This window comes from Pseudorhizobium sp. NPDC055634 (assembly GCF_053618655.1).
The window spans coordinates 133,490-153,525 of record NZ_JBSHHW010000005.1 but is presented as its reverse complement, the minus strand read 5'-3'; the positions used below and the strand labels follow the sequence as shown (position 1 = coordinate 153,525).

The following is a 20,036-nucleotide window of genomic DNA, read 5'->3' as shown; positions in this document are numbered from 1 at the left end:
CGGGTTAGGCCGGTTACACGGGGCCGTCAACGTAAACCAGGAAACCGACCATGAAGACCGTCCTCATTACCGGCTGCTCGTCCGGCTACGGGCTCGAGACCGCCCGCCACTTCCACCGGCGCGGCTGGAGCGTCATCGCCACCATGCGCAATCCCCGCAGCGACCTGCTTCCCGCCTCGGCCCGCATCCGCGTGCTGCCGCTCGACGTCACCCGCCCGGAAAGCATCGAGGCGGCGCTTGACGATGTCGGAGCGATCGACGTCCTCGTCAACAATGCGGGAATAGGCGTGGTCGGCGCGTTCGAGGCGACGCCCATGTCCCATGTCCGCAAGGTGTTCGAGACCAATACCTTCGGCGTCATGGCCATGGTCCAGGCTCTGGTGCCCCGGATGCGGGAGCGCCGCTCGGGGGCGATCGTCAACGTCACGTCCAGCGTCACCCTCGCGCCCATGCCGCTGACGGCCGCCTATACCGCCAGCAAGCAGGCGATCGAGGGATTTACCGGGGCGATCGCCCATGAACTGGCGGCCTTCGGCATCCGGGCCAAGCTGGTGGTGCCGGGCTATGCGCCGACGACGCGATTTGCCGTCAACACCGACATTCCCGTCACGGATCTCGTTCCCAGGGCCTATGCCGCCTTTGCGGAAGCGGTCTTCGCGGGGTTCGCCTATCCGGCCCTGACGACGCGGGAGACGGATGTGGCGGAGGCGGTCTGGCATGCGGCAAACGATATGTCCGATCGGCTGCGCTATCCGGCCGGCGCCGATGCGGTCGCCCTTGCAGGCGCGGCGTGAGCGCGACCGGGCGGGAGGAACCTCCGGCCGGGACGCTGCGTTGTGGCTTCGATGCAAAGGAGGAACATTATGCTTAAAGGTATCGTGCTGTGGGCGATGGGAGTTCCCATCTTCGTCATCATCCTGCTCTACATGTTCGTCTTCTAGAGCGCCTGGCCGGGCAACCGCAGCACAGCGATGCGGTTGCCGCCCACGGTCTTTAAAGGGTCGGGCCGGAGACGGGACGCGTGTCCGGATCTAGTGGACCGACCCGCCGTCCTCCTCGCCGTCAAGAAACGAGCGGATGCCGCCCTTCTCGGTGGTCGCGAGGAATTCCTCCCAGGCATCCTTGTCGGTCTCGAACGTGCCTTCCCAGGAGGTCACGTCCTCTTCCTGCGAGATCACCTCCAGCGTCCAGCCACCTTCGCTGCCTGCCGGCCGGTGGATGTCGACGAGCACGGTGATGCCGTCATCCTCGAACTCACCGGAAAAATCCGAATATTCCAGCTTCGGCTCTTTGGCCATCGGGATGCTCCTTCATCGATTCCGCGCGGGGTCGGGCCGCCCCGATTCTGGCGGCCTCGTACCATAGGGCAATTTCCTCCCGCAACGATACCGGTTGACACAAGTGCGATGCCGGCCGCTCACGCGCCCCGGCCGGGCCTGCTTTCCCCGCCGTCCGCAATGCCGTGGCCGAAGGGACAGCGCAGCGGTTCGCGCACCGGCGTCTCGTTGCGCTCCGAGCGGAAGGCGGCGGATCGCTCGTAAGAGAGCTTGCGAAGCCGCATGATCTGGCCGAGCGGCTGGTGGGCGGCAAGGCCGTTCCAGGGGCTGAAATGCATGCCGTCGTCCACGAGCCGCGACAGTTCCTCGCTCCAGGCTTCCTGCGGCCCGGCGGTGAGCGTCGCGACGGTGACGAACGGGCTCTGCTTCTCGTCCCAGGCGTCGACGCCCTCGACGGGCATGGCGTCGAGGTCGGTGCAGAGCTGGACCTGCAGGTGCCAGACGGCGGTTTCCGTCTCGAAGAAGTTCTCCGTCTCGTGGCGGATCACGTCCGGGTCCTCCGACGTGTCCACCGTCCGCCCGGCCAGCGCCTTGAGGTTGTCGGAGGCGGGAACGACGGCGATCTTGGCGATGAAGTCGCCGTAGCGCAGCGGCAGCTGGGCGAAGAAGCTCTCGCCGATAATGTTCGTCTCCGGACTGCCGCCGAGCGATTTCAGCACCGCACTTTCCCGGCCGACGCTTTCCAGCGCCCCCTCGACGGTCTTGAACACGCTGGAGATCACCTCCTTGGCGCCCTCCATGCGGTCGGTCGTGGCGGCAAGAAGCCTCGCATTGTTGAGGAAGGCCTTGCCGGACGGGGAGGCGAACTCCTTTCCGTTGACCATCACGAAGTCCTGGCTGGTCGACTGCGCCGAGCCCGGCAGGCGCGGGCCCTTCACGTCCAGCACCTTGAGGGCCATGCCGCGCGGGGTCGAGACGCTGTCGTGCAGGAGATCGCCCGGCGTGGTCGACAGGCGCACGACCGCCTCGTAGCGGCCAGGCGTCGCGAACAGGCCCTGCGCCAGTTCCGGCGGCAGGTCGTCCAGCACCTCGAAGCGGGCGGCAAGCAGGCCGTGGCTCTTGGCGTGGACGGCGCGGATCGCATGGCCCGAATGTTCGTAGGTGGTCTCGCAGATCTCCAGCATGGTCTCGGCGATCCGGCGGCTGGTCTCCGCCTCGTCGGGTTCGACCCGCTCGACATGCGGGCCATAGCGGACGGGCGTGACGGCAAGGTGGCTGGTCATCGCCGGGGTAGTCCTTCCATGATCTTGTCGATGGTAATGGGGAAATGCCGGTGGCGGGTGCCGGTGGCGTGGAAGATGGCGTTGGCGACCGCTGCCGCCAGCCCGACGATGCCGATCTCGCCGAGGCCCTTGACGCCGATCGGGCTTGCCCGGTCGTCGTGCTCCTCGACGAAGATGACGTCGATGTCCTCGACATCGGCATGGGCCGGCACATGGTATTCGGCGAGGTTGTGGTTCATGATCCGGCCGGTGCGGTGGTCGATCATGCCTTCCTCGTGAAGCGCCATTCCGAGCCCCATGACAACGCCGCCGAGGACCTGGCTGCGGGCCGTCTTCGGGTTGATGATCCGCCCGGCGGCGACCGCGTTGACCACCCGCGTCACCCGCGGCACGCCGAGTTCGGCATCGATGCGGACCTCCACGAACATGGCCGAATGGGTGTAGCTGGCATGGGTCTTCGCCTGCTGCTCGTCGGGCGCGACCTTGCCGTGGCCCTCGACCGAGGACATGCCGTGATGGCCGAGGATATCGGCGATCGCGACGCCCAGCTGGTCGTTCGCCTCGAGCACGAGCCGGTTGTCGCGGATCGCCAGTTCCTCGACCTCTGCGGCGGCGAGCGGCGAATTCTCCATCTTCTTCGCCAGCGACAGGAGCGTCCTGCGGATCTCCAGGCAGCCGGCCTGCACGGCCGAACCGGAGGAGGCGGCCGTCCACGAGCCGCCCTCGACGGCGGTCTTCGGCAGGGTGGAATCGCCGATCAGCACGCTGACCCGGTCGGCCGTCTGGCCAAGGCCTTCGGCGGCAAGCTGCGCGAGGATCGTATAGGTGCCGGTGCCAATGTCGGAGGCCGCGGCCAGCACTGCGATCTTGCCGTCGGCAAAGAGGCGGACCTTGGCTTCCGCGGGCGTCAGCATGGCCTCCCAGATCCCGGTCGCAACACCCCAGCCGATCAGGTCGTTGCCGTCCCGCATCGAGCCAGGCTCGGGCGAACGTCCCGACCAGCCGAAACGCTCCGCGCCCTCGCGGTAGCAGGCGTGCAGCGCCTTGGAGGTAAACTGCAGGTCCTGGTTCTGGTCGTAGGTGGCGAAGTTCTTCACCCGGAACTCGAGCGGATCGATGCCCGCCGCATGGGCGAGCTCGTCGATCGCCGACTCAAGCGCCAGGAAGGCCGTCGCCGCGCCCGGCGCCCGCATGTCGCCCGGCGTCGAGAGCGTCGTCTTGGCGATCTCGTAGGAGAGCCTGACATTGTCGCAGCTGTAGGCGAGGCCGGACCAGTTGACGACGTTTTCCTGGTAATCCTCGTGAAGCGAGGTCGCCTGCACGGCGTGGTGGCGGACGGAGACGAGCCGGCCCTCCGCATCGGCCGCGACCTGCATCCGCTGGACCGTCGCCGGGCGCCAGGTGAGGTAGAACATCTCCCGCCGGCTCATCTCGACCTTCACGGAGCGCTTCAGGTCGAGGCTCGCCATCACCGCGAAGAACAGCTGGTGCTTGGGCCGCAGGCCGGCGCCGAACCCGCCGCCGACATAGGCATTGACCACCCGGACCTTCTCGGGCTTGAGGCCGAAGACGTTGCAGACATAGTCGTGGCTGTTCTGCGAGCCCTGCGTCTTGTCGTAGACGGTGAGGACGCCGTCTTCCTCAGGGATGACCGTGGTGGCGAAGAGCTCCATCGGATTGTGGTACTCGCCCTCCTGGACATATTCGGCGTCGATCCTGAAGGGGGCTGCCTCGTAGGCGGCCTCGGCATCGCCGCGCGGCGCAATCGGCACGAAGGCCTCCCGGCGCGGCTCCGGCGGCACGTAGCTTTTCTCCTGCTCGACCATGATGTCGGTGCGTGGCTCGTCCCGCTCGTATTCGACCCGGACGAGGTCGGCGGCGTCGCGCGCGGCCTCGAAGCTCCTGGCGACGACGAGCGCGATCGGCTGGCCGTCGAAGAGGATGCGGTCGCTTTCCAGCGGCCGGAAAGGATGGCCGGGAAGTGCTACCTCGTCCTTCCACTTCGCGTCACGCCGGGCGGTGGAGGGGCGGTTGCGCCAGGTATAGACCTTGACGACGCCGGGAAAACGCTCGGCCTCGGTCGTGTCGATCGAGGCGATGCGGCCGGCGGCGATCGTCGCCTGGACGGCATGGCCGTAGAGCATGCCGGGATCGTTGTACTCGGCGGCATAGGGCGCGGTGCCGGTGACCTTGAGGGGGCCGTCGATGCGCGGAAGGGCAAGTCCGACGACGTTCTTTTCGGTGAGCATGGCCGGTCTCCCTCAGCGGATGCGCTTGTCTGACTGGACCTGCGGCGTGCCGGCCGCGGCCTGGATGAGGGCGCGCACGATCGCCTTGCGGGCCATGGGGATCTTGAAGTCGTTGTCGCCCTGGCCCTCGGCCTCGGCGAGGAGCCGGTCGGCGAAGGCCTCGAAGGTCTCGGCGCTTGCCGCCCGGCCGGCAAATTCCGCCTCCGCCAGCTCGTCGCGCCAGGGCTTGTGGGCGACCCCGCCAAGCGCCACCCGCATATCGACCACCGTGCCGTCGTCGCCGACGTCGAGGGCCGCGGCGACCGAGACGAGGGCGAAGGCGTAGGCGAGCCGGTCGCGCAGTTTCAGGTAGCTGTGGTGCCGTGCGAAGTGGTTTCCTTCGAGCCGCACGGCGACGACGATCTCGCCGTGATGCAGGGTATTGTCCCGCTGCGGCTGGTCGCCGGGCAGGCGGTGGAAGTCGGCGAAGTGGATGTCGCGGCGGCCCCCCGGTCCCTCGACCTCGACGATGGCGGAAAGCGCCGCAAGCGCCACGCACATGTCGGACGGGTGGGTGGCGATGCAGTGCTCGCTTGCGCCGAGGACGGCATGGATGCGGTTGACGCCGCCGATCGCGCCGCAGCCGGAGCCGGGCTCCCGCTTGTTGCAGGGCGTCGAGGGGTCGTAGAAGTAATAGCAGCGGGTGCGCTGCAGGAGGTTTCCGCCCGTGGTGGCGGCGTTCCTGAGCTGCGGCGAGGCGCCGGCGAGGATGGCGCTGGCAAGCAGCGGATAGCGCTCGACGACCGCCGGATGATAGGCGACCGCGGCATTGGAGGCGAGCGCGCCGATCCGCAGCGTGCCGTCCGGAAGGTCCTCGATCTCGCGCAGCGGCAGCCGGTTGATGTCGACGATCCGCGCCGGCCGCTCGACGTCGTATTTCATCAGGTCGACGAGGTTGGTGCCGCCGGCAAGCACGCGGGCGTCGGGATCGGCGGCGAGCGCCTGCACGGCCTCGCCGAGGCTCTCGGCGCGGGTATAGGCGAACGGTCTCATTCGGCAGCCTCCCGCATCCCGGCCTTCACCTCCTGGTCCATGACGTCCTGGATGGCATCGGCAATGTTGGTATAGGCGCCGCAGCGACAGAGATTGCCGCTCATCATCTCGCGGATCTCGGCCCGGCTCCTGGCGTGACCCTCCCGCAGCAGGGCCACGGCGGAACAGATCTGCCCCGGCGTGCAATAGCCGCACTGGTAGGCGTCGTGCTCCACGAAGGCCTTCTGCACCGGGTGCAGGTTTTCCGGCGTGCCGAGGCCCTCGATCGTGGTGATCTCGGCGCCGTCGAGGGTGACGGCGAATTTCAGGCAGGAATTGATGCGCTCGCCGCCGATGAGGACCGTGCAGGCGCCGCACTGGCCGTGGTCGCAGCCCTTCTTGGTGCCGGTGAGCACCATGGGCCCGCGCAGAAGGTCGAGCAGCGTGACCCATGGGTGGATTTCGAGGTCCTGGCGATGGCCGTTGATCGTCAGCGCGATCCTCGTCTTCGGCTGCGCGCCGGCCGTGGCGATGTCCATGGAGAGCCCTTTCGCGAGAAGTGTCGCCGACTAACGGAGGGCTTGGCCGATTGTTCCTGTGGCGGGTTGACACTGGCGGCGGCAAGCGGCATTCACCGCCCGTCGAAAAGATTAAGAGGCCGGTTTGGTTATTCCGGCCCCCGCGAAAGCGGGATCCAGTCGCGGCCCGGCCCGCGAACCCGCGGCACCACCCTCAACGGGGAAATGGTGCTATGGCGGGTTCTTCGACGCCGCCATTCTCCGTTCCCCGCACACGCGCCCCACGGAGAATTTTATGGCCGACACGAAAACCGTCCTCATCGCCCAGTTCCTCATTTCCATGACCATGGCCTTCCTGATGACCGGAATATTCAGCCTGATCGAGCTTGGGATTTCCGCCCGTCCGCTGGGGATATGGATGCAGAACTTCCTGACCGCCTGGCCGATCGCCTTCGTGCTGTCGATCATCGTCGGCAAGGTCGCCTTCGGCCTCGCATTCCGCATCCGGGCGCTCGGCCGGAAGGCTGCCTGACCGGCTTCCCGCTGGTCCCCGTGGCCTCCCGGCGGGGCCACGGACACGGGGCGCGGGATCGTCCCGACCCGGCGCTTTCCCCCTGTTCGCGGCGCTTTCCACGGAACCTAGACTTTAGTATAGTGTTTTTCTGCGGCATCACCCTCCTGCGAACATGGTGACCGAGATGCTTCGATTGAGCCAAATCGGATTTTGCGCGCTGGCCTTCATCGCGCTGCAGCTTGCCATCGGCACCGGCCTTCGCGTCGGCGGATGGACCGGGTTCTGGATGGCCGCCGTCTCCATCTACCTCCTCTATCTCCTGGTGAGCGACGAGCTTTCGGGCATCGACCTGAAGAAGGTGCTGACCCCGCGCAACCCTTCGGAGGAGGAGCGGCGCCGGCGCGAACGGGACCACGACGAGTGGTAGGCGAGAGCCTGAAACGCGTTACCGTTCAATGCCTTGCGCGGCCGAAGACGGACCAGTCGGTCCTCTTCGACAGGAGTTCCAGCCCGAGCGTTCCGAGCCAGCTGTTGCCCATCGGATCGAGCGCCGGCGACCATGCGGCGATCGAGGCCCGGTGCGGCGCGATCGCCAGGATGCCGCCGCCGACGCCGGATTTGGCCGGCAGCCCGACGCGATAGGCGAAATCGCCCGAGCCGTCATACTGGCCGCAGAGCATCATCACCGCGAGGATGCGCCGGGCCCGCCGGGCGGCGGCGACCGTGACCTCGTCGCCGTCGTCGGGATCGTCCAGCATCAGGAAGGCGCCCGCCCGGGCAAGCCCCCGGCAATCGAGCCGGATGGCGCACTGGTGCACATAGGCCTCCATCACCCTGTCGACGTCATGCTCGAGATTGCCGAAATGGCGGGCCATGAACATCAGCGAGCGGTTGAGATCGCCGCCGGTGCGGTCGCTTTCCATCACGGTCTCGTCGAATTCGAGCGTCTCGCCGCCGAGAAGCCTTTCCAGGCGCCGCGCCACGTGGCGGTTCGGCCCGGCCCTGCCGCCGAGCCCGACGAGGATGTCGCAGACCACCAGCGCGCCGGCATTGATGAAGGGATTGCGCGGGATGCCGCGGTTGCGCTCCAGGTCGATGATCGAGTTGAAGGGGTCGCCCGACGGCTCGCGGCCGATCCGCTTCCAGAGGCCTTCCCCGACCGCCTCCAGCGCCACCTCGAGCGCAAACACCTTGGAGATCGACTGGATCGGAAAGCCGGCCCCGGCATTGCCGGCGGAGACGAGCTCGCCCATGCGGGTATGGACCGCGATGCCGAACTTCCGGAAGTCGCCCTCGCGCGGCTTCGGCTTGCCAGCCGCCTCCGCCTCTGCGACCGCCTTTTCATGGAGGCCGGGCGCGGCCCTGCGGACATCCTCGACCACCTCTTCCAGCACCGCCTTCAACGCCTTCGTATCCTCCAAGAGACCGCTCATGCCATGCCCGCCTTTCGTTTTCGGGCGGGCATTTAGGGCAGGCTGGGGGAGGGGGTAGGGTTGGGGGAGGCCGGGCGACGGCTGTCGCCCGGCCTCAGTCCATGCCTAATTGGGGCACTCGGGCAGGTTTAGAAGGTTGTTTGGCTCGTCCCCGTCGCTTTGCGTCTTCAGATATTTGTTTCCGTAACGCGAGACAGCCACTTCGACCCAAACACGATCTCCTTGGGGCCTCTCGACATAGAAGTTCCATTCATTCCGTTCGATTTTCCGAATGGCGTCGTCCAATGTCAGCTTCCACGCGCTGGGCGTAGAGCCGCCTACGTGAGTAATTGCGTGATATGGATCCAGTCGCGGGTTCCTATTGATGCATTTTATCTGCGCTGTATTGGGCATTTCTTCTGTCCTCGTTTTGCCAAAGCAGTGGCTTGACGAGACTCATCCGGAGATTAAAAGTCAGCTTGTTCATATCGAGCCGCCATTTGGCTTGGTTGCAGGGGTGACGGCGAATTCCAACTTCGTTCGTCACCCCTATTCGCATCTGATTCCTTTCTGAAAGCAACGAATGCCACTGAGGGAGTCTTTCCTCTCCCCGTTTTCCACAACCTGCGGTGCAAAAGTTTAGAGAATTCCCGTCTCTCCGGAAGTGGCGTTGCGTACCAACGAACACAGCCCCTCCCATAAAATCCGCGTGATAGGAATTTAATCCTTGACGGCGTTACGGTCGTCTGGTAGGGTTCAGGCATAGTCGAAGATCTGTAGCCGGCGGCAAGCCGGTTGCAGGCCTTCCAGTCAAAGCTGGCCCGGCCCCCCTGCGCCGGGCCTTTTTTCGTTCAGACGCCGGATGTTTCTCGCTGCGGGCCCTTTTCGGGCTCGGAGGCGCCGGCGCGTGGACCCCGGGATCTGCCATGCAAGCGCTCGATCATTCTCCCGCCGTTTCTCCGGATCGATCCAGGGCCGTCTTCGATCCGCTGGCGGTCGACCTTGCGCTGTTCGGCTGCTGGGAGGCAGCACCCGGCTATCGCGTCGCGATGCCTGCGGACGATCCGCTGGCAGACGAGGTGCGGGGTCTGGTGCTGGAGACGAAGTCGGCCGAGGCGGTGCCTGTTTCCGCCTCCGAAGAGCTGCGGCGGCTCCTGAACGAGATGACCGTGGAGATGCGCAGCCAGTTCGAGGGATTTCGCGACATGCGGGTCGCCGCCGAACGGCTGCTCGACAGCGGCGACGAGGCGGCGGGCAAGCTTGCCCGTGCCGACATCAAGGCCGCCACCGACGCCATGTCGCTGATCGTCCGGACGCTGGAAAAGGTCGACAGCCTGCAACGCCAGCTCGCCCGCGACCGTGCGGACGAGGCGGAGCGCACCGCCGACGCGAGCGGATACGGGGAGGCGAAGGAACGGCTCCTGAGACATATCAAGGAGCGGGTGCGTGAAGAAGCGGCCTTACTATTTCACAGCTGGCAGCGTGACGGTCCACCGGCTGACCTTTCCGAGCTCGTGGCGGCCGCCGGACGTCGTGCAGGCGGATCGGGGACCCTCGAAAACCTCGGCAGCCCGGGCGACGCCGGCGGGCCGGACGATCGGGGCGAACAGATCGTCCGGAGCGAACAGATCGACCGGGGCCAGCCTGACGACCGGGGCAAACCCGGCGAGCAGTCGCCCGGATGACGCCCTGACCAAGCGTGTGACGGGGCGGTACAACGAGACGCGCAAAGGGCATGCAAGCCAGATGGCGGGGATCGACCGGAGGCATGAGGCGGAGTGCGCCAGCGAGACGCGCATCCTCGACAGGGCGGCAAGCCACCTGGCCCCGGCGGCAAAGCCGGCGACTGGGCCGGTTGGCGGGCCGATGACGGGGCAAGTGACGCCGCCGGCCGCGCCGGCGATCATCTCGATGACCGGACATGTGGCCATGCCGGGCGATGACGTCGATCTCGACGGCCTGCTGGTTGCGGCCGGGCATGTTTGCCCGCTCGCAAGGGATTGGGGCATTTCCGGACGCGGCGAGCAGAAGCCGCCCGAGGGCGACTGGCGGACATGGCTGGTCATGGGCGGGCGCGGCTCCGGCAAAACCCGGGCCGGGGCGGAATGGGTGCAGGCGCTGGCTTCTGATGGCGTGAGGTCGGACCTGCGGATCGCGCTCGTGGCGGAAACGCTGGGCGAGGCCCGCGAGGTGATGGTGGACGGCGTTTCCGGCATCTTCCGGATTGCCCGTGCGGACAAGCGGCCCGAATTCGAGATCTCGCGCCGGCGGCTCGTCTGGCGCAACGGCGCGGTGGCGCAGATCTTCTCCTCGGAGGATCCCGAAAGCCTGCGCGGCCCGCAGTTCCACTATGCCTGGTGCGACGAGCTGGCGAAGTGGAAGCATGCGGAGGAAACCTTCGACATGCTGCAGTTCGGCCTGAGGCTTGGCCGCGACCCGCGCCAGCTGGTGACGACGACGCCGCGGCCGGTGCCGCTTCTCAAGCGGCTGATGGCCGAGGCGGGCACGCGGCTCGTCCGGATCGACACGCGCGCCAATGCGCAGAACCTGGCGCCGGGCTTCGTCGACGAGTTGCAGAAACGCTACGGCGGAACGCGGCTCGGGCGCCAGGAGATCGACGGCGAGCTGATCGAGGATCGCGAGGACGCGCTGTGGAAGCGCGCCGACATCGAGACCTCGACGGTGCGCGTGACCGACGCGCTGCGGCGCATCGTCGTTGCGGTCGATCCGCCGTCCGGCTCCGGCGAGCAGTCCTGCTGCGGCATCGTCGTGGCGGGGCTCGACGGCACCGGCCGCGCGGTGGTTCTGGCCGACTGTTCCGTCGAAGGGCAGTCGCCGGCCGGCTGGGCGCTCGCGGTGGCCTCGACCTACCGGCGCTTTGCCGCCGACCGGATCGTCGCCGAGGTGAACCAGGGCGGCGAGATGGTGGCGGCGATGCTGAGAAGCGTCGACGTTTCGCTGCCGCTGACGCTGGTGAGGGCGACGCGCGGCAAGTATCTCCGCGCCGAGCCGGTCGCGGCGCTCTACGAGCAGCGGCGCGTCGTGCATGCGGGGCGGTTTACGAAGCTCGAGGACCAGATGTGCGATTTCGGCCCGGAGGGACTGTCCTCGGGCCGCTCGCCCGACCGGCTGGACGCGCTGGTCTGGGCGCTGACGGCTCTCCTCATCGAGGGGCAGGAAGAGCCGCGGGTGCGGGGGATCTAGATTATTCGGCGGCCTGCAGGCGCTGCGGCGGTGCCGCGTTCTCGCGCATCTGGCGCCATTCGGATTCAAGACGGTCCAGGACGTCCTGGGGGATCGGCTGCTGCTTGGGCTGCTGGGCCGGAGCTTGTGGGTGCATCTTCATGATCTCCATCTCGAAAAGGCCGACCAGAACGTATCGTGGACCAGTTGGTTCCACACCGTGAACGAATTGTAAATGCGGCCCTAAGCAGTTCAAACGATTTAGTTTTTCTAAACCGATTGAAAGAGTGCGGTTTTTCTACAGCGGAGTTAACCGACATGGTTTCCAGGGGTATCGACCGCCGGGCGTTTTTGCGCGCGTGCGGCAGAGGCCGTTTCGCGGCCGGCTGACGCAGCGGCAGGTGGACGGGCTTTCGGCCATTCTCGACGGCTGGGGCGCCCATACCGGCGACGACGGCGCCGGGGACGGGGCAGGGGGCGGGACGCGGGCAGGGGCCGGCTCGGGGATCGGAACCGGGCGGCAGGAGCTTGCCTATGTGCTGGCGACCGCCTTCCACGAGACGGCGGCGACCATGCAGCCGGTCCGCGAGACGCTGGCAAGAAGCGATGCCGAGGCGATACGCAGGCTCGACCGGGCCTTTGCCGAAGGCCGGCTGAAGGCGGTGCGCACGCCCTACTGGCGGCGCGACGAGGAGGGCAAGTGCTGGCTCGGACGCGGCCTGGTGCAACTCACCCACCGGCGGAACTACGAGGCGATGTCGCAGCTGACGGGCGTCGACCTTCTCGCCGATCCGGGACGGGCGCTCGACATGGACGTCTCCGTGGCGATCCTGATCGGCGGCATGCGGCGCGGCAGCTTCACCGGCCACCGGCTGGAGGACTATTTTCGCCCCGGCAGGCCGGAAGGGCCCGACTGGGTCGGCGCCCGACGGATCATCAACGGGCGCGACAGGGCCGAACTCGTGGCGGGACATGCCCGCGAATTCGCCCGGGCGCTCGACCGCTGACGGACAAAGGGACAGGACCGATGAGATCTCCATTCAGGCTGCCCTGGAAGACGATGGCGGCAGGTGCCGGCGCGGGTGCGACCGGCGCAAGCGCGCCGAGGCCCGCGGAAACGAAGGCGCAGGGCGGCTTTGCCATCCTTTCGGGCGAGGGAACGGCCCGCTGGTCCGGACGCTCCTACGCGGCGCTTTCCCGCACCGGCTTCATGCGCAACCCGGTGGCGCACCGGGCGGTGCGGCTGGTGGCGGAAGCGGCCGCCTCCGTGCCCTGGCTCGCCTATCGCGACGATACGGAACTCGCCGGCCATCCGGTACTTTCGCTGCTGGCGCAGCCCAATCCGCGCCAGGCCGGGCCCGATTTCTTCGAGGCGCTCTACGGCGACCTTTCGCTTTCCGGCAACGCCTATGTGGAGCCGCTGGTGCTGGGCGAGCGGCTTCGCGAACTCCACCTGCTGCGGCCGGACCGGGTGAGCGTGGTGGAGGGACGCGACGGTTGGGTGGCGGGCTACGACTACCGGGCGGGCACGGTGACGCGGCGGCTCCCCGCGGACGGCGAGGGGCGGCTCTCGCTCCTCCACCTGAAGCTCTTCCATCCGCTCGACGACCATCTCGGCTTTCCGCCGCTGGCGGCGGCGGGTGCGGCACTCGACCTCCACAATGCCGCAGGCGAGTGGAACAAGGCGCTTCTCGACAATTCCGCGCGGCCCTCCGGCGCGCTCGTCTACCAGCCGAAGGATGGCGGCAACCTTTCCGCCGACCAGTACGAGCGGCTGAAGGCGGAACTGGAAAGCGGCTATTCGGGTGCCGTCAACGCCGGGCGGCCGCTGCTTCTGGAAGGCGGGCTGGACTGGAAATCCATGGGGCTTTCGCCGAAGGACATGGACTTCATCGAGGCGAAGAACGCCGCCGCCCGCGACATTGCGCTGGCGCTCGGCGTGCCGCCCATGCTGGTGGGCATCCCCGGCGACAACACCTATGCCAACTACCAGGAGGCGAACCGCGCCTTCTACCGGCTGACCGTGGTGCCGCTTCTCGTGCGCACCGCGGCGAGCCTCTCGGCCTGGCTGTCGCAGGCGCACGGCGAGGCGATCCGCCTCGAACCCGACCTCGACCGGATCGCCGGCCTCTCCGCCGAGCGCGACGCACTCTGGGCCCGGGTGGGCGCGGCGGAGTTCCTGACGGAGGAGGAGAAGCGGCAGGCGGTGGGGTATTGAGGGGATTTGCGGGAGAGGAGTATTGGGAGTAGGATTGTAATACGTCGTATTACAAAAGGTGCCGATCATGGCCGACAGGAAGACGCCCGAAAAGCCTACCCTTTCCGATCCCATCACCCTTCGACTGCCGCTCGACATCCTCGAAGAGGTCGAGGCGATTGCCGAGACTGCCGACCGCAGCCGCTCCTGGGTGATCGTGCGGGCTCTCAAATATTACCTCATGGCGGAGGGCAATGACATCCTGCAGATCCGCAAGGGGGAGGAGCAGGTCGCGCGCGGGGAAACGGTGGACGCGGAAGAGCTGTTTGCGGAACTCCTCGGTGAACGGGAGAGCGATGCCGCATGATGCGGATCAGGCTTTCCAGGAATGCCGCGACCTTTCTCAAGGGTGAGAAGCGCTACCTGGAACAGTTCAATCCGAGGGCGGCCGAAACTGTGCTCAGGCAGTTGCGTGACGCGCTTCGGCTGCTTTCGGAATATCCGCAGGCGGGAATATCCGACGGCCTGCTGGACGGACGGCGCCGGTTCGTTTCGGGAGATTACGTGATCCACTATCGGGTCGAAGGGATGCTCCTGCAGATCTCCCATATCCGACATGGGCGGCAGTTGCCGCCTGGCCTCGAGAAGGACGAGGACCTGCCCGAGGACCGCTGACTTCGCGTGATGCGTGAAGGCGTTGAATCGGATTGGTAAGCGGTTCAACCACTGCGTGAACGACCGGAATCGACACGCGAAGGTGCGCGTGCAAGCGATTCAAATGAATCGGCAATCCGGCGGTCACCGGGCCGCGGCCGGGATGCGGACAGGTCGTCGCCGGCTTTGTCGCCAGCGGTCGGACAATCGTCATCTTGTTTCGTGCAGGGGCCGGAAAGGCGGCCGGGGGAACGCATCGCGTCCCTCTTCCTGTTTATGCGCTCCCTCTAATGAATAAAAGGTTAACAAATGACTGACCTTGGCAACGAGGCCGGCGTCCTGGCGGTGAAGGCGGCCGGGGCGGCGGCGGGTGCGGGCGTATCGCTCATCTATCTTCTGCCCAAGAGCCGTCAGGAAGCGGCGAGCCGCTTCTTCACCGGGCTCTGCTGCGGCCTGATCTTCGGCAAGCCGGCCGGTCTCTGGCTTTCCGAGAACATGGGGATCGCCGACGACCTGACAGGGCTCGAGATTTCGCTCACCGGCTCGGCGGCATCGAGCCTCCTGGCCTGGTGGGTGCTCGGCGCGCTGGTGCGCGTCGCCGGGCGATGGGGAAAGCGGGCGGGATAACTCCCGGCCCCGCAACAGGAAAAATCGGACATATCGCAGGAGAGATTTCATGCACGCTGATCGCGGGCGCCGCGCCCCCTTGCGCGCCATTTCGCGCCCCATGCTCCGGCCGGACGCGCGCAAGTTCGCCAATCTCGAGATCGCCGGGATTTCCGGCGACGGGACGTTTTCCGGCTATGCCTCGGTGTTCGGCGAGGTCGATCTCGGCAAGGACCGGATCGAGCGTGGCGCGTTTGCCAATTCGCTCGTCGAGCGGGGCGCGCGCGGCGTGCGCATGCTCTACCAGCACGACCCGGCCGAGCCGATCGGCGCCTGGACGCTGATCCGCGAGGATGCCCGCGGGCTCTATGTCGAGGGACGGCTGGCGCCCGGCGTCGGTCGCGCGGCGGAGGTCTTCTCGCTGATGAAGTCCGGGGCGCTCGACGGCCTGTCGATCGGCTTCCGGACGGTCAGGGCGCGCTCCGACCGCAAGAGCGGCGTCCGGCGCATCCTCGAGGCCGACCTCTGGGAGATCTCGGTGGTGACCTTCCCCATGCTGCCCTCGGCGCGCGTCTCCGACGTCAAGCATGCGCGGTTCTTCCGCGACCGGGAAACCGAACTCGTCCGCCAGATGCGGCGGGCGGCGAAGATGATGTTGAAACCCAGCTTCAAAGGATAAGCGACATGACGGACATGCTGACGACGGCGCCCGAGGTGAAGGGCGTGCCGGAAACGGTGACGGCGGCCTTCGACGAGTTCATGGAGGCCTTCGAGGCCTTCAAGGACGTCAACGACCGCAGGCTGGGCGAGATCGAGCAGAAGCTCACCGCCGACGTCGTGACCCGCGACAAGATGGACCGCATCACCGGGCGGTGGACGAGCAGAAGAAGCTCATCGACCAGATGCTCCTGAAGAAGGCGCGCCCGGCGGTCGGTTCGGGCGGGGGCCGCGAGCTTTCGCCGGAGGCCGAGGAGCACAAGGCCGCCTTCGACGCCTATGTGCGCCGCGGCGACGAGGCGGGGCTGCGCGAACTGGAGGCGAAGGCGTTTTCCGCCGGCACCGGCGCCGACGGCGGCTATCTCGTGCCGCCGGAGACGGATACGGAAATCGGCCGGCGGATCTCGATCGCTTCGCCGATGCGGGCGCTTTCCACTGTGCGCACCGTCTCGACAGCGGTCCTGAAGAAGCCGTTCGCCGCCTCCGGCCTTTCCACGGGCTGGGTGGCGGAGACGGCGGGACGGCCGCAGACCAACACGCCGCAGCTTTCCGAACTCTCCTTCCCGACCATGGAACTCTACGCCATGCCGGCCGCCACCCAGGCGCTGCTCGACGATTCTGCGGTCGACATCGAAGCCTGGATCGCCGGCGAGGTGGACCTCGTCTTCGCCGAGCAGGAAGGCGACGCCTTCATCCGCGGCGACGGCATCAACCGGCCGAAGGGCTTCCTCTCCTATACGGCCGTGGCGGAAGGCGCCTGGACCTGGGGCAATCTCGGCTACGTGGCGACCGGTGCCGCCGGCGCCTGGAAGACGACCGGGCCCTCCGACACGCTGGTCGACGTCATCTACGCGCTCAAGGCCGGCCACCGCCAGAACGGCACCTTCATGATGAACCGCAAGACGCAAGCCGACGTGCGCAAGTTCAAGGATGCCGACGGCAACTACCTGTGGCGCCCGCCGGCAAGCGCCGGCCAGCCGGCCTCGCTGATGGGCTTCCCGATCGCCGAGGCGGAGGAAATGCCGGATGTCGGGGCAAACGCGCTGGCGGTTGCCTTCGGCGATTTCCGCGCCGGCTACCTGGTCGTCGACCGGGCGGGCGTGCGCATCCTGCGCGACCCCTATTCCGCCAAGCCCTACGTGCTCTTCTACACGACCAAGCGCGTCGGCGGCGGGGTGCAGAACTTCGAGGCGATCAAGCTGGTACGGTTCGCCGCGAGCTGATCGCGTTCTTACCCCCTCACCAACAAAATCTAAGACTTAGCTGCGCTAAGATCATGATTTTGTAACCTCTCCCGCCAGGGGAGAGGGTTGCCGCCGAGTTCGCCGCGCCGCTCCTCTCTCCATGTGGGAGAGGAAGCAATTTCGACATCTTAGCCGTCGGCTAAGTGTCAGAAACTGCAGTTGAGGGGATCAATTCAAGTTTCTCCTTATCCGGAGTGACCCATGACCTATGCCCGGACCATTACGGTTTTCCCCGAGCTGATCGCGGGGTGGTTCGCCGGCCCCTCACTTGCGATTTCTAACACTTAGCCGATGGCTAAGATGTGGAAATCGCTTTCTCTCCCACAAGGGGAGAGATGCCGCTGCCGCACCCTCGACATTCTACCTCTCCCCTGGTGGGAGAGGTTACAAAATCATGATCTTAGCGCAGCTAAGTCATAGATTTTGTTGGTGAGGGGGGCACGGCCGCAGTCCCTCCCGATCATCCCTGAAGGCTTGCCCATGACCTATGTCCGGACCACTTCGCCTGCCGCGGAGCCGCTGACGCCTGCCGAGGTGAAGGCGCATCTGCGCCTCGACGGGAGCGAGGAGGATGCGCTGCTGGCCGCTCTGGTGGCAACGGCGCGCGAGCACCTGGAGCGGGAGACGGGACTGTGCCTGATGGCGCAGGCCTGGCGGCTCCATCTCGACGACTGGCCGGCGGACGGCATCGTGCGGATCGCGAAATCGCCGGTGCGGGAAATCCAGTCGATCACGGTCTTCGATCACGCCGGCGCGCCCCTCGACGTGCCGCCGGGCGATCACCTTCTCGACGGGGAGGGCAGGCCCGCGAGGCTCTGGCTGCGGCACCCGCCGCCGCCAGGCCGCGCGATGAACGGCATCGAGATCGACTTTGCCGCCGGTTACGGCGAGGCGGGAACCGACGTGCCGGACACGCTGAAGCGGGCCATGCTCATGCATGTCGCCCACATGTTCGCCTATCGCGGCGCGATTTCCCCCGACCGGCAGCCGGCCGGCATTCCCGATGGCTACGAGCGGCTGGTCGCGCCGTTCCGGATGCGGAGGCTCTGATGGCGACGCTCATGCTCGACCCCGGCGAGATGACGGCGCGGCTTTCGATCGAGGCGCCGCAGCCGGCGCCCGACGGGCAGGGCGGCGCGAGCCTTTCCTGGACGGAGCTCGGTTCCGCCTGGGCGCGGATCGAGCCGGTGAGGGCGGATTTCGGCGAGGAGGCGTCCGCCGGGACCGGCACCGTCACCCATCGCGTCTGGCTGCGGTTCCGCGAGGACCTGGCGGCCGGGCAGCGCCTGCGCAAGGCAAGCCGGATCTTCCGCGTGAAACTGGTGCGCGACCCCGACGAGACGCGCCGTTTCCTGGTCTGCCACTGCGAGGAGGCCGCGAAGTGAGCGCCGCGAACGCACTCCTGGCCGCCATCCATGCGCGGCTTTCCGCCGACGCGACGCTTGCGGCGATGACGGGGCCGGGCGCGATCCGCGACCGTCTCCTGCCGCGTCCGCTCCTGCCGGCGATCGTCATCGGCGAGGTGGAGACGCGCGACCATTCGACCGGAACCGAGCCGGCGGAGGAACACCGGCTGACGATCGAGGTCTGGTCCGAGGCGGAAGGCCGCCGGCAGGCGGGCGAGATCGCCGAACGGGTTCGCGCGCTGCTCCACGATGCGGCACCCGGCATTGCGGGCCACGCGCTGGTGAGCCTTGCGCACGAGCGCACGCGCACGCGCCGGCAGCCGGGATCGCGGCTCTTCCTTGCGGAACTGCGGTTCCGCGCGGTGACGGAGCCCGTCGCCTCTCCATGACGCATGGATTTCAACCAGCACTCTCGAAAGGACCAGGACCATGGTGGCGCAGAAGGGCAAGGACCTGCTGCTAAGGATCGGCAATGGCGGCAGCTACCAGACGGTGGCGGGCCTGCGCTCCAGGCGGCTGGCATTCAATGCCGAGACGGTGGACGTGACGGATGCCGAGAGCGCCGGGCGCTGGCGCGAGCTTCTGGGTGGGGCAGGCGTCCAGCGCGCCTCGCTGACGGGCGCGGGCATCTTCAAGGACCAGGCGAGCGACGGGCTGGTGCGCGGCGCCTTCTTCGCCGGCACGATCCTTTCCTGGCAGGTGCTGATCCCGGATTTCGGCACGGTGACGGGCCCTTTCCAGATCACCGCGCTCGAATATTCCGGCGACCACAACGGCGAGCTGCGCTTCGAGCTGGCGCTGGAATCGGCCGGCAGCCTGAGCTTCGGGGCGCTGTGATGGAAACGGGGACGGGAATGGGGCCGGGAATGGGGACCACGGGACGCGCAAACCGGCGGCGCGGCGAGGTGGAGGCGGTGATCGATGGCGAGCGCCGCGTGCTCTGCCTGACGCTGGGCAGCCTGGCGGAACTGGAAACGGCCTTCGGTGCCGGCGATCTCGGCGGGCTGGCCGCGCGCTTCTCGTCCGGCCGCATGAAGGCGGCCGACATGATCCGCATCCTCGGCGCCGGGCTTCGCGGCGGCGGCAACCTCTATTCCGATGACGAGGTGGCGGCGATGAGCGTGGAAGGCGGGATCGCCGGCTGCGCGAAAATCCTCGGCGAACTGCTGCTTGCCACATTCGGGACCCCGCAGGAGGCGGCCTCGCCGGACCCTTGACGGCCGCAGCCGGCGGGCGGGAGGCGGAGCCGTTTCCGTGGGAGGCGGTCATGCATGCCGGCCTCTGCCTGCTGCGGCTTACCCCGGACGTATTCTGGCGCCTGACGCCGGTGGAGTTTTTCGCGATGACCGGCGGTCTGCGGCCCAGTCCGTCCGAGATGGGGCGGGAGGGGCTGGAGGGGTTGATGGGGAGGTATCCGGATGGGGGCTAGGGCTGCCCCTCACCCTAGCCCTCTCCCCGCCTGCGGGGAGAGGGGACGTGCCCCGCTTGGGCGCCGAGCATGTCGCGCGGGTCCTTCTCCCCGCCTGCGGGGAGAAGGACCCGGCAGGCGGGAGGCCCAACCCTTTCCCTGGGAGGCGGTCATGCATGCCGGCCTCTGCCTGCTGCGGCTTACCCCGGACGTATTCTGGCGCCTGACGCCCGTGGAGTTTTTCGCGATGACCGGCGGTCTGCGGCCCAGGTCGCCCGAGATGGGGCGGGATGGGCTGGAGGGGCTGATGGGGAGGTATCCGGATGGGGGCTAGGCGTCTGCCCCTCACCCTATCTG

The 20,036-nt window shown here is 67.3% G+C and carries 26 protein-coding genes and 1 pseudogene; 19 read left to right on the top strand and 8 right to left on the bottom strand.

Features of this window, described 5'->3' with window-relative positions:
• Nucleotides 1-50 precede the first annotated feature (50 nt).
• Nucleotides 51-794, top strand: coding sequence for an SDR family oxidoreductase (locus tag ACWGPT_RS10255; protein WP_452605491.1), 744 nt, complete (start codon nucleotides 51-53; stop codon nucleotides 792-794).
• 237 nt (nucleotides 795-1,031) lie between these two features.
• Here the strand turns inward: ACWGPT_RS10255 and ACWGPT_RS10250 are convergent, their stop codons facing one another.
• From ACWGPT_RS10250 to ACWGPT_RS10230, 5 genes are all read right to left on the bottom strand, one after another.
• Nucleotides 1,032-1,298, bottom strand: a complete 267-nt coding sequence (locus ACWGPT_RS10250; RefSeq protein ID WP_452605490.1) for a hypothetical protein — start codon at nucleotides 1,296-1,298, stop codon at nucleotides 1,032-1,034.
• 119 nt (nucleotides 1,299-1,417) lie between these two features.
• Entirely contained in the window at nucleotides 1,418-2,560 is a 1,143-nt protein-coding gene (locus ACWGPT_RS10245; RefSeq protein WP_452605489.1) for a catalase family protein, read from the bottom strand.
• Nucleotides 2,557-4,809, bottom strand: coding sequence for a xanthine dehydrogenase family protein molybdopterin-binding subunit (locus tag ACWGPT_RS10240; protein WP_452605488.1), 2,253 nt, complete (start codon nucleotides 4,807-4,809; stop codon nucleotides 2,557-2,559). Before ACWGPT_RS10240 ends, ACWGPT_RS10245 begins: the two co-directional genes overlap by 4 nt.
• 12 nt (nucleotides 4,810-4,821) lie before the next feature.
• Entirely contained in the window at nucleotides 4,822-5,841 is a 1,020-nt protein-coding gene (locus ACWGPT_RS10235) for an FAD binding domain-containing protein (protein WP_452605487.1), read from the bottom strand.
• Nucleotides 5,838-6,359: a (2Fe-2S)-binding protein gene (locus ACWGPT_RS10230; RefSeq protein ID WP_452605486.1), complete on the bottom strand. Its 522-nt coding sequence runs from the start codon at nucleotides 6,357-6,359 to the stop codon at nucleotides 5,838-5,840. Before ACWGPT_RS10230 ends, ACWGPT_RS10235 begins: the two co-directional genes overlap by 4 nt.
• Nucleotides 6,360-6,633: 274 nt before the next feature.
• Here ACWGPT_RS10230 and ACWGPT_RS10225 point away from each other — a divergent pair, with 274 nt between their 5' ends.
• Together ACWGPT_RS10225 and ACWGPT_RS10220 are read left to right on the top strand one after the other, a co-directional pair.
• A complete protein-coding gene (locus ACWGPT_RS10225) occupies nucleotides 6,634-6,870 on the top strand; it encodes a DUF2798 domain-containing protein (RefSeq protein WP_452605485.1) in 237 nt (78 codons plus the stop codon).
• A gap of 175 nt (nucleotides 6,871-7,045) precedes the next feature.
• Nucleotides 7,046-7,279: a hypothetical protein gene (locus tag ACWGPT_RS10220; RefSeq protein ID WP_452605484.1), complete on the top strand. Its 234-nt coding sequence runs from the start codon at nucleotides 7,046-7,048 to the stop codon at nucleotides 7,277-7,279.
• A 25-nt stretch (nucleotides 7,280-7,304) separates the two neighbouring features.
• On the opposite strand, the gene glsA is transcribed toward ACWGPT_RS10220, so the two are convergent.
• Together glsA and ACWGPT_RS10210 are read right to left on the bottom strand one after the other, a co-directional pair.
• On the bottom strand, nucleotides 7,305-8,285 hold the full coding sequence (gene glsA, locus ACWGPT_RS10215) for a glutaminase A (RefSeq protein ID WP_452605483.1): 981 nt from the start codon (nucleotides 8,283-8,285) through the stop codon (nucleotides 7,305-7,307).
• Nucleotides 8,286-8,390: 105 nt separating this feature from the next.
• Nucleotides 8,391-8,678, bottom strand: a complete 288-nt coding sequence (locus tag ACWGPT_RS10210) for a DUF3892 domain-containing protein (protein ID WP_452605482.1) — start codon at nucleotides 8,676-8,678, stop codon at nucleotides 8,391-8,393.
• A gap of 512 nt (nucleotides 8,679-9,190) precedes the next feature.
• Here ACWGPT_RS10210 and ACWGPT_RS10205 point away from each other — a divergent pair.
• Together ACWGPT_RS10205 and ACWGPT_RS10200 are read left to right on the top strand one after the other, a co-directional pair.
• Entirely contained in the window at nucleotides 9,191-9,949 is a 759-nt protein-coding gene (locus tag ACWGPT_RS10205) for a hypothetical protein (protein ID WP_452605481.1), read from the top strand.
• Nucleotides 9,950-10,193: 244 nt separating this feature from the next.
• Complete coding sequence (locus ACWGPT_RS10200) at nucleotides 10,194-11,468, top strand: DNA-packaging protein (RefSeq protein WP_452605705.1); 1,275 nt, start codon at nucleotides 10,194-10,196, stop codon at nucleotides 11,466-11,468.
• 1 nt (nucleotide 11,469) lies between these two features.
• On the opposite strand, the gene ACWGPT_RS10195 is transcribed toward ACWGPT_RS10200, so the two are convergent.
• Nucleotides 11,470-11,604, bottom strand: coding sequence for a hypothetical protein (locus ACWGPT_RS10195; protein ID WP_452605480.1), 135 nt, complete (start codon nucleotides 11,602-11,604; stop codon nucleotides 11,470-11,472).
• Nucleotides 11,605-11,806: 202 nt separating this feature from the next.
• On the opposite strand from ACWGPT_RS10195, the gene ACWGPT_RS10190 reads away from it, so the two are divergent.
• The 14 genes and pseudogenes from ACWGPT_RS10190 to ACWGPT_RS10125 all read left to right on the top strand — a co-directional run bounded on the left by ACWGPT_RS10190 (nucleotide 11,807) and on the right by ACWGPT_RS10125 (nucleotide 20,013).
• Nucleotides 11,807-12,454: a hypothetical protein gene (locus ACWGPT_RS10190; protein ID WP_452605479.1), complete on the top strand. Its 648-nt coding sequence runs from the start codon at nucleotides 11,807-11,809 to the stop codon at nucleotides 12,452-12,454.
• Nucleotides 12,455-12,474: 20 nt separating this feature from the next.
• Nucleotides 12,475-13,665: a phage portal protein gene (locus tag ACWGPT_RS10185; RefSeq protein ID WP_452605478.1), complete on the top strand. Its 1,191-nt coding sequence runs from the start codon at nucleotides 12,475-12,477 to the stop codon at nucleotides 13,663-13,665.
• Nucleotides 13,666-13,732: 67 nt separating this feature from the next.
• Nucleotides 13,733-14,011 carry a CopG family ribbon-helix-helix protein gene (locus ACWGPT_RS10180; RefSeq protein ID WP_452605476.1) on the top strand — a complete coding sequence of 93 codons (279 nt, stop codon included), beginning with the start codon at nucleotides 13,733-13,735 and terminating at the stop codon, nucleotides 14,009-14,011.
• Nucleotides 14,008-14,319 carry a type II toxin-antitoxin system RelE/ParE family toxin gene (locus tag ACWGPT_RS10175; RefSeq protein WP_452605475.1) on the top strand — a complete coding sequence of 104 codons (312 nt, stop codon included), beginning with the start codon at nucleotides 14,008-14,010 and terminating at the stop codon, nucleotides 14,317-14,319. The genes ACWGPT_RS10180 and ACWGPT_RS10175 overlap by 4 nt, the downstream gene beginning before the upstream one ends.
• A 288-nt stretch (nucleotides 14,320-14,607) precedes the next feature.
• A complete protein-coding gene (locus ACWGPT_RS10170) occupies nucleotides 14,608-14,925 on the top strand; it encodes a DUF6107 family protein (protein WP_452605474.1) in 318 nt (105 codons plus the stop codon).
• Nucleotides 14,926-14,974: 49 nt separating this feature from the next.
• A complete protein-coding gene (locus ACWGPT_RS10165) occupies nucleotides 14,975-15,583 on the top strand; it encodes an HK97 family phage prohead protease (protein ID WP_452605473.1) in 609 nt (202 codons plus the stop codon).
• A 5-nt stretch (nucleotides 15,584-15,588) separates the two neighbouring features.
• Nucleotides 15,589-16,844: pseudogene (locus ACWGPT_RS10160) on the top strand (phage major capsid protein).
• Between the two features lie 501 nt (nucleotides 16,845-17,345).
• Nucleotides 17,346-17,915: a head-tail connector protein gene (locus ACWGPT_RS10155; protein WP_452605472.1), complete on the top strand. Its 570-nt coding sequence runs from the start codon at nucleotides 17,346-17,348 to the stop codon at nucleotides 17,913-17,915.
• Nucleotides 17,915-18,250, top strand: a complete 336-nt coding sequence (locus ACWGPT_RS10150) for a phage head closure protein (protein ID WP_452605471.1) — start codon at nucleotides 17,915-17,917, stop codon at nucleotides 18,248-18,250. The genes ACWGPT_RS10155 and ACWGPT_RS10150 overlap by 1 nt, the downstream gene beginning before the upstream one ends.
• Nucleotides 18,247-18,660 (top strand): DUF3168 domain-containing protein, encoded by a 414-nt coding sequence (locus ACWGPT_RS10145; protein ID WP_452605470.1) that lies wholly within the window; start codon nucleotides 18,247-18,249, stop codon nucleotides 18,658-18,660. Before ACWGPT_RS10150 ends, ACWGPT_RS10145 begins: the two co-directional genes overlap by 4 nt.
• Before the next feature lie 40 nt (nucleotides 18,661-18,700).
• Nucleotides 18,701-19,108, top strand: a complete 408-nt coding sequence (locus tag ACWGPT_RS10140) for a phage major tail protein, TP901-1 family (RefSeq protein WP_452605469.1) — start codon at nucleotides 18,701-18,703, stop codon at nucleotides 19,106-19,108.
• Nucleotides 19,108-19,488: a gene transfer agent family protein gene (locus tag ACWGPT_RS10135; protein ID WP_452605468.1), complete on the top strand. Its 381-nt coding sequence runs from the start codon at nucleotides 19,108-19,110 to the stop codon at nucleotides 19,486-19,488. The genes ACWGPT_RS10140 and ACWGPT_RS10135 overlap by 1 nt, the downstream gene beginning before the upstream one ends.
• Nucleotides 19,485-19,700, top strand: coding sequence for a rcc01693 family protein (locus ACWGPT_RS10130; protein ID WP_452605467.1), 216 nt, complete (start codon nucleotides 19,485-19,487; stop codon nucleotides 19,698-19,700). Before ACWGPT_RS10135 ends, ACWGPT_RS10130 begins: the two co-directional genes overlap by 4 nt.
• A complete protein-coding gene (locus ACWGPT_RS10125) occupies nucleotides 19,690-20,013 on the top strand; it encodes a rcc01693 family protein (RefSeq protein WP_452605466.1) in 324 nt (107 codons plus the stop codon). The genes ACWGPT_RS10130 and ACWGPT_RS10125 overlap by 11 nt, the downstream gene beginning before the upstream one ends.
• The last annotated feature ends 23 nt before the right edge of the window (nucleotides 20,014-20,036 follow it).

What these genes read in the sequence shown, in the direction of transcription:
- ACWGPT_RS10255 (WP_452605491.1), top strand. Translation starts at nt 51, where the DNA reads ATGAAGACCGTCCTCATTACCGGCTGCTCGTCCGGCTACGGGCTCGAG.
- ACWGPT_RS10250 (WP_452605490.1), bottom strand. Translation starts at nt 1,298, where the DNA reads ATGGCCAAAGAGCCGAAGCTGGAATATTCGGATTTTTCCGGTGAGTTC.
- ACWGPT_RS10245 (WP_452605489.1), bottom strand. Translation starts at nt 2,560, where the DNA reads ATGACCAGCCACCTTGCCGTCACGCCCGTCCGCTATGGCCCGCATGTC.
- ACWGPT_RS10240 (WP_452605488.1), bottom strand. Translation starts at nt 4,809, where the DNA reads ATGCTCACCGAAAAGAACGTCGTCGGACTTGCCCTTCCGCGCATCGAC.
- ACWGPT_RS10235 (WP_452605487.1), bottom strand. Translation starts at nt 5,841, where the DNA reads ATGAGACCGTTCGCCTATACCCGCGCCGAGAGCCTCGGCGAGGCCGTG.
- ACWGPT_RS10230 (WP_452605486.1), bottom strand. Translation starts at nt 6,359, where the DNA reads ATGGACATCGCCACGGCCGGCGCGCAGCCGAAGACGAGGATCGCGCTG.
- ACWGPT_RS10225 (WP_452605485.1), top strand. Translation starts at nt 6,634, where the DNA reads ATGGCCGACACGAAAACCGTCCTCATCGCCCAGTTCCTCATTTCCATG.
- glsA (WP_452605483.1), bottom strand. Translation starts at nt 8,285, where the DNA reads ATGAGCGGTCTCTTGGAGGATACGAAGGCGTTGAAGGCGGTGCTGGAA.
- ACWGPT_RS10210 (WP_452605482.1), bottom strand. Translation starts at nt 8,678, where the DNA reads ATGCCCAATACAGCGCAGATAAAATGCATCAATAGGAACCCGCGACTG.
- ACWGPT_RS10205 (WP_452605481.1), top strand. Translation starts at nt 9,191, where the DNA reads ATGCAAGCGCTCGATCATTCTCCCGCCGTTTCTCCGGATCGATCCAGG.
- ACWGPT_RS10200 (WP_452605705.1), top strand. Translation starts at nt 10,194, where the DNA reads ATGCCGGGCGATGACGTCGATCTCGACGGCCTGCTGGTTGCGGCCGGG.
- ACWGPT_RS10195 (WP_452605480.1), bottom strand. Translation starts at nt 11,604, where the DNA reads ATGCACCCACAAGCTCCGGCCCAGCAGCCCAAGCAGCAGCCGATCCCC.
- ACWGPT_RS10185 (WP_452605478.1), top strand. Translation starts at nt 12,475, where the DNA reads ATGAGATCTCCATTCAGGCTGCCCTGGAAGACGATGGCGGCAGGTGCC.
- ACWGPT_RS10180 (WP_452605476.1), top strand. Translation starts at nt 13,733, where the DNA reads ATGGCCGACAGGAAGACGCCCGAAAAGCCTACCCTTTCCGATCCCATC.
- ACWGPT_RS10175 (WP_452605475.1), top strand. Translation starts at nt 14,008, where the DNA reads ATGATGCGGATCAGGCTTTCCAGGAATGCCGCGACCTTTCTCAAGGGT.
- ACWGPT_RS10170 (WP_452605474.1), top strand. Translation starts at nt 14,608, where the DNA reads ATGACTGACCTTGGCAACGAGGCCGGCGTCCTGGCGGTGAAGGCGGCC.
- ACWGPT_RS10165 (WP_452605473.1), top strand. Translation starts at nt 14,975, where the DNA reads ATGCACGCTGATCGCGGGCGCCGCGCCCCCTTGCGCGCCATTTCGCGC.
- ACWGPT_RS10155 (WP_452605472.1), top strand. Translation starts at nt 17,346, where the DNA reads ATGACCTATGTCCGGACCACTTCGCCTGCCGCGGAGCCGCTGACGCCT.
- ACWGPT_RS10150 (WP_452605471.1), top strand. Translation starts at nt 17,915, where the DNA reads ATGGCGACGCTCATGCTCGACCCCGGCGAGATGACGGCGCGGCTTTCG.
- ACWGPT_RS10140 (WP_452605469.1), top strand. Translation starts at nt 18,701, where the DNA reads ATGGTGGCGCAGAAGGGCAAGGACCTGCTGCTAAGGATCGGCAATGGC.
- ACWGPT_RS10135 (WP_452605468.1), top strand. Translation starts at nt 19,108, where the DNA reads ATGGAAACGGGGACGGGAATGGGGCCGGGAATGGGGACCACGGGACGC.
- ACWGPT_RS10125 (WP_452605466.1), top strand. Translation starts at nt 19,690, where the DNA reads ATGGGGGCTAGGGCTGCCCCTCACCCTAGCCCTCTCCCCGCCTGCGGG.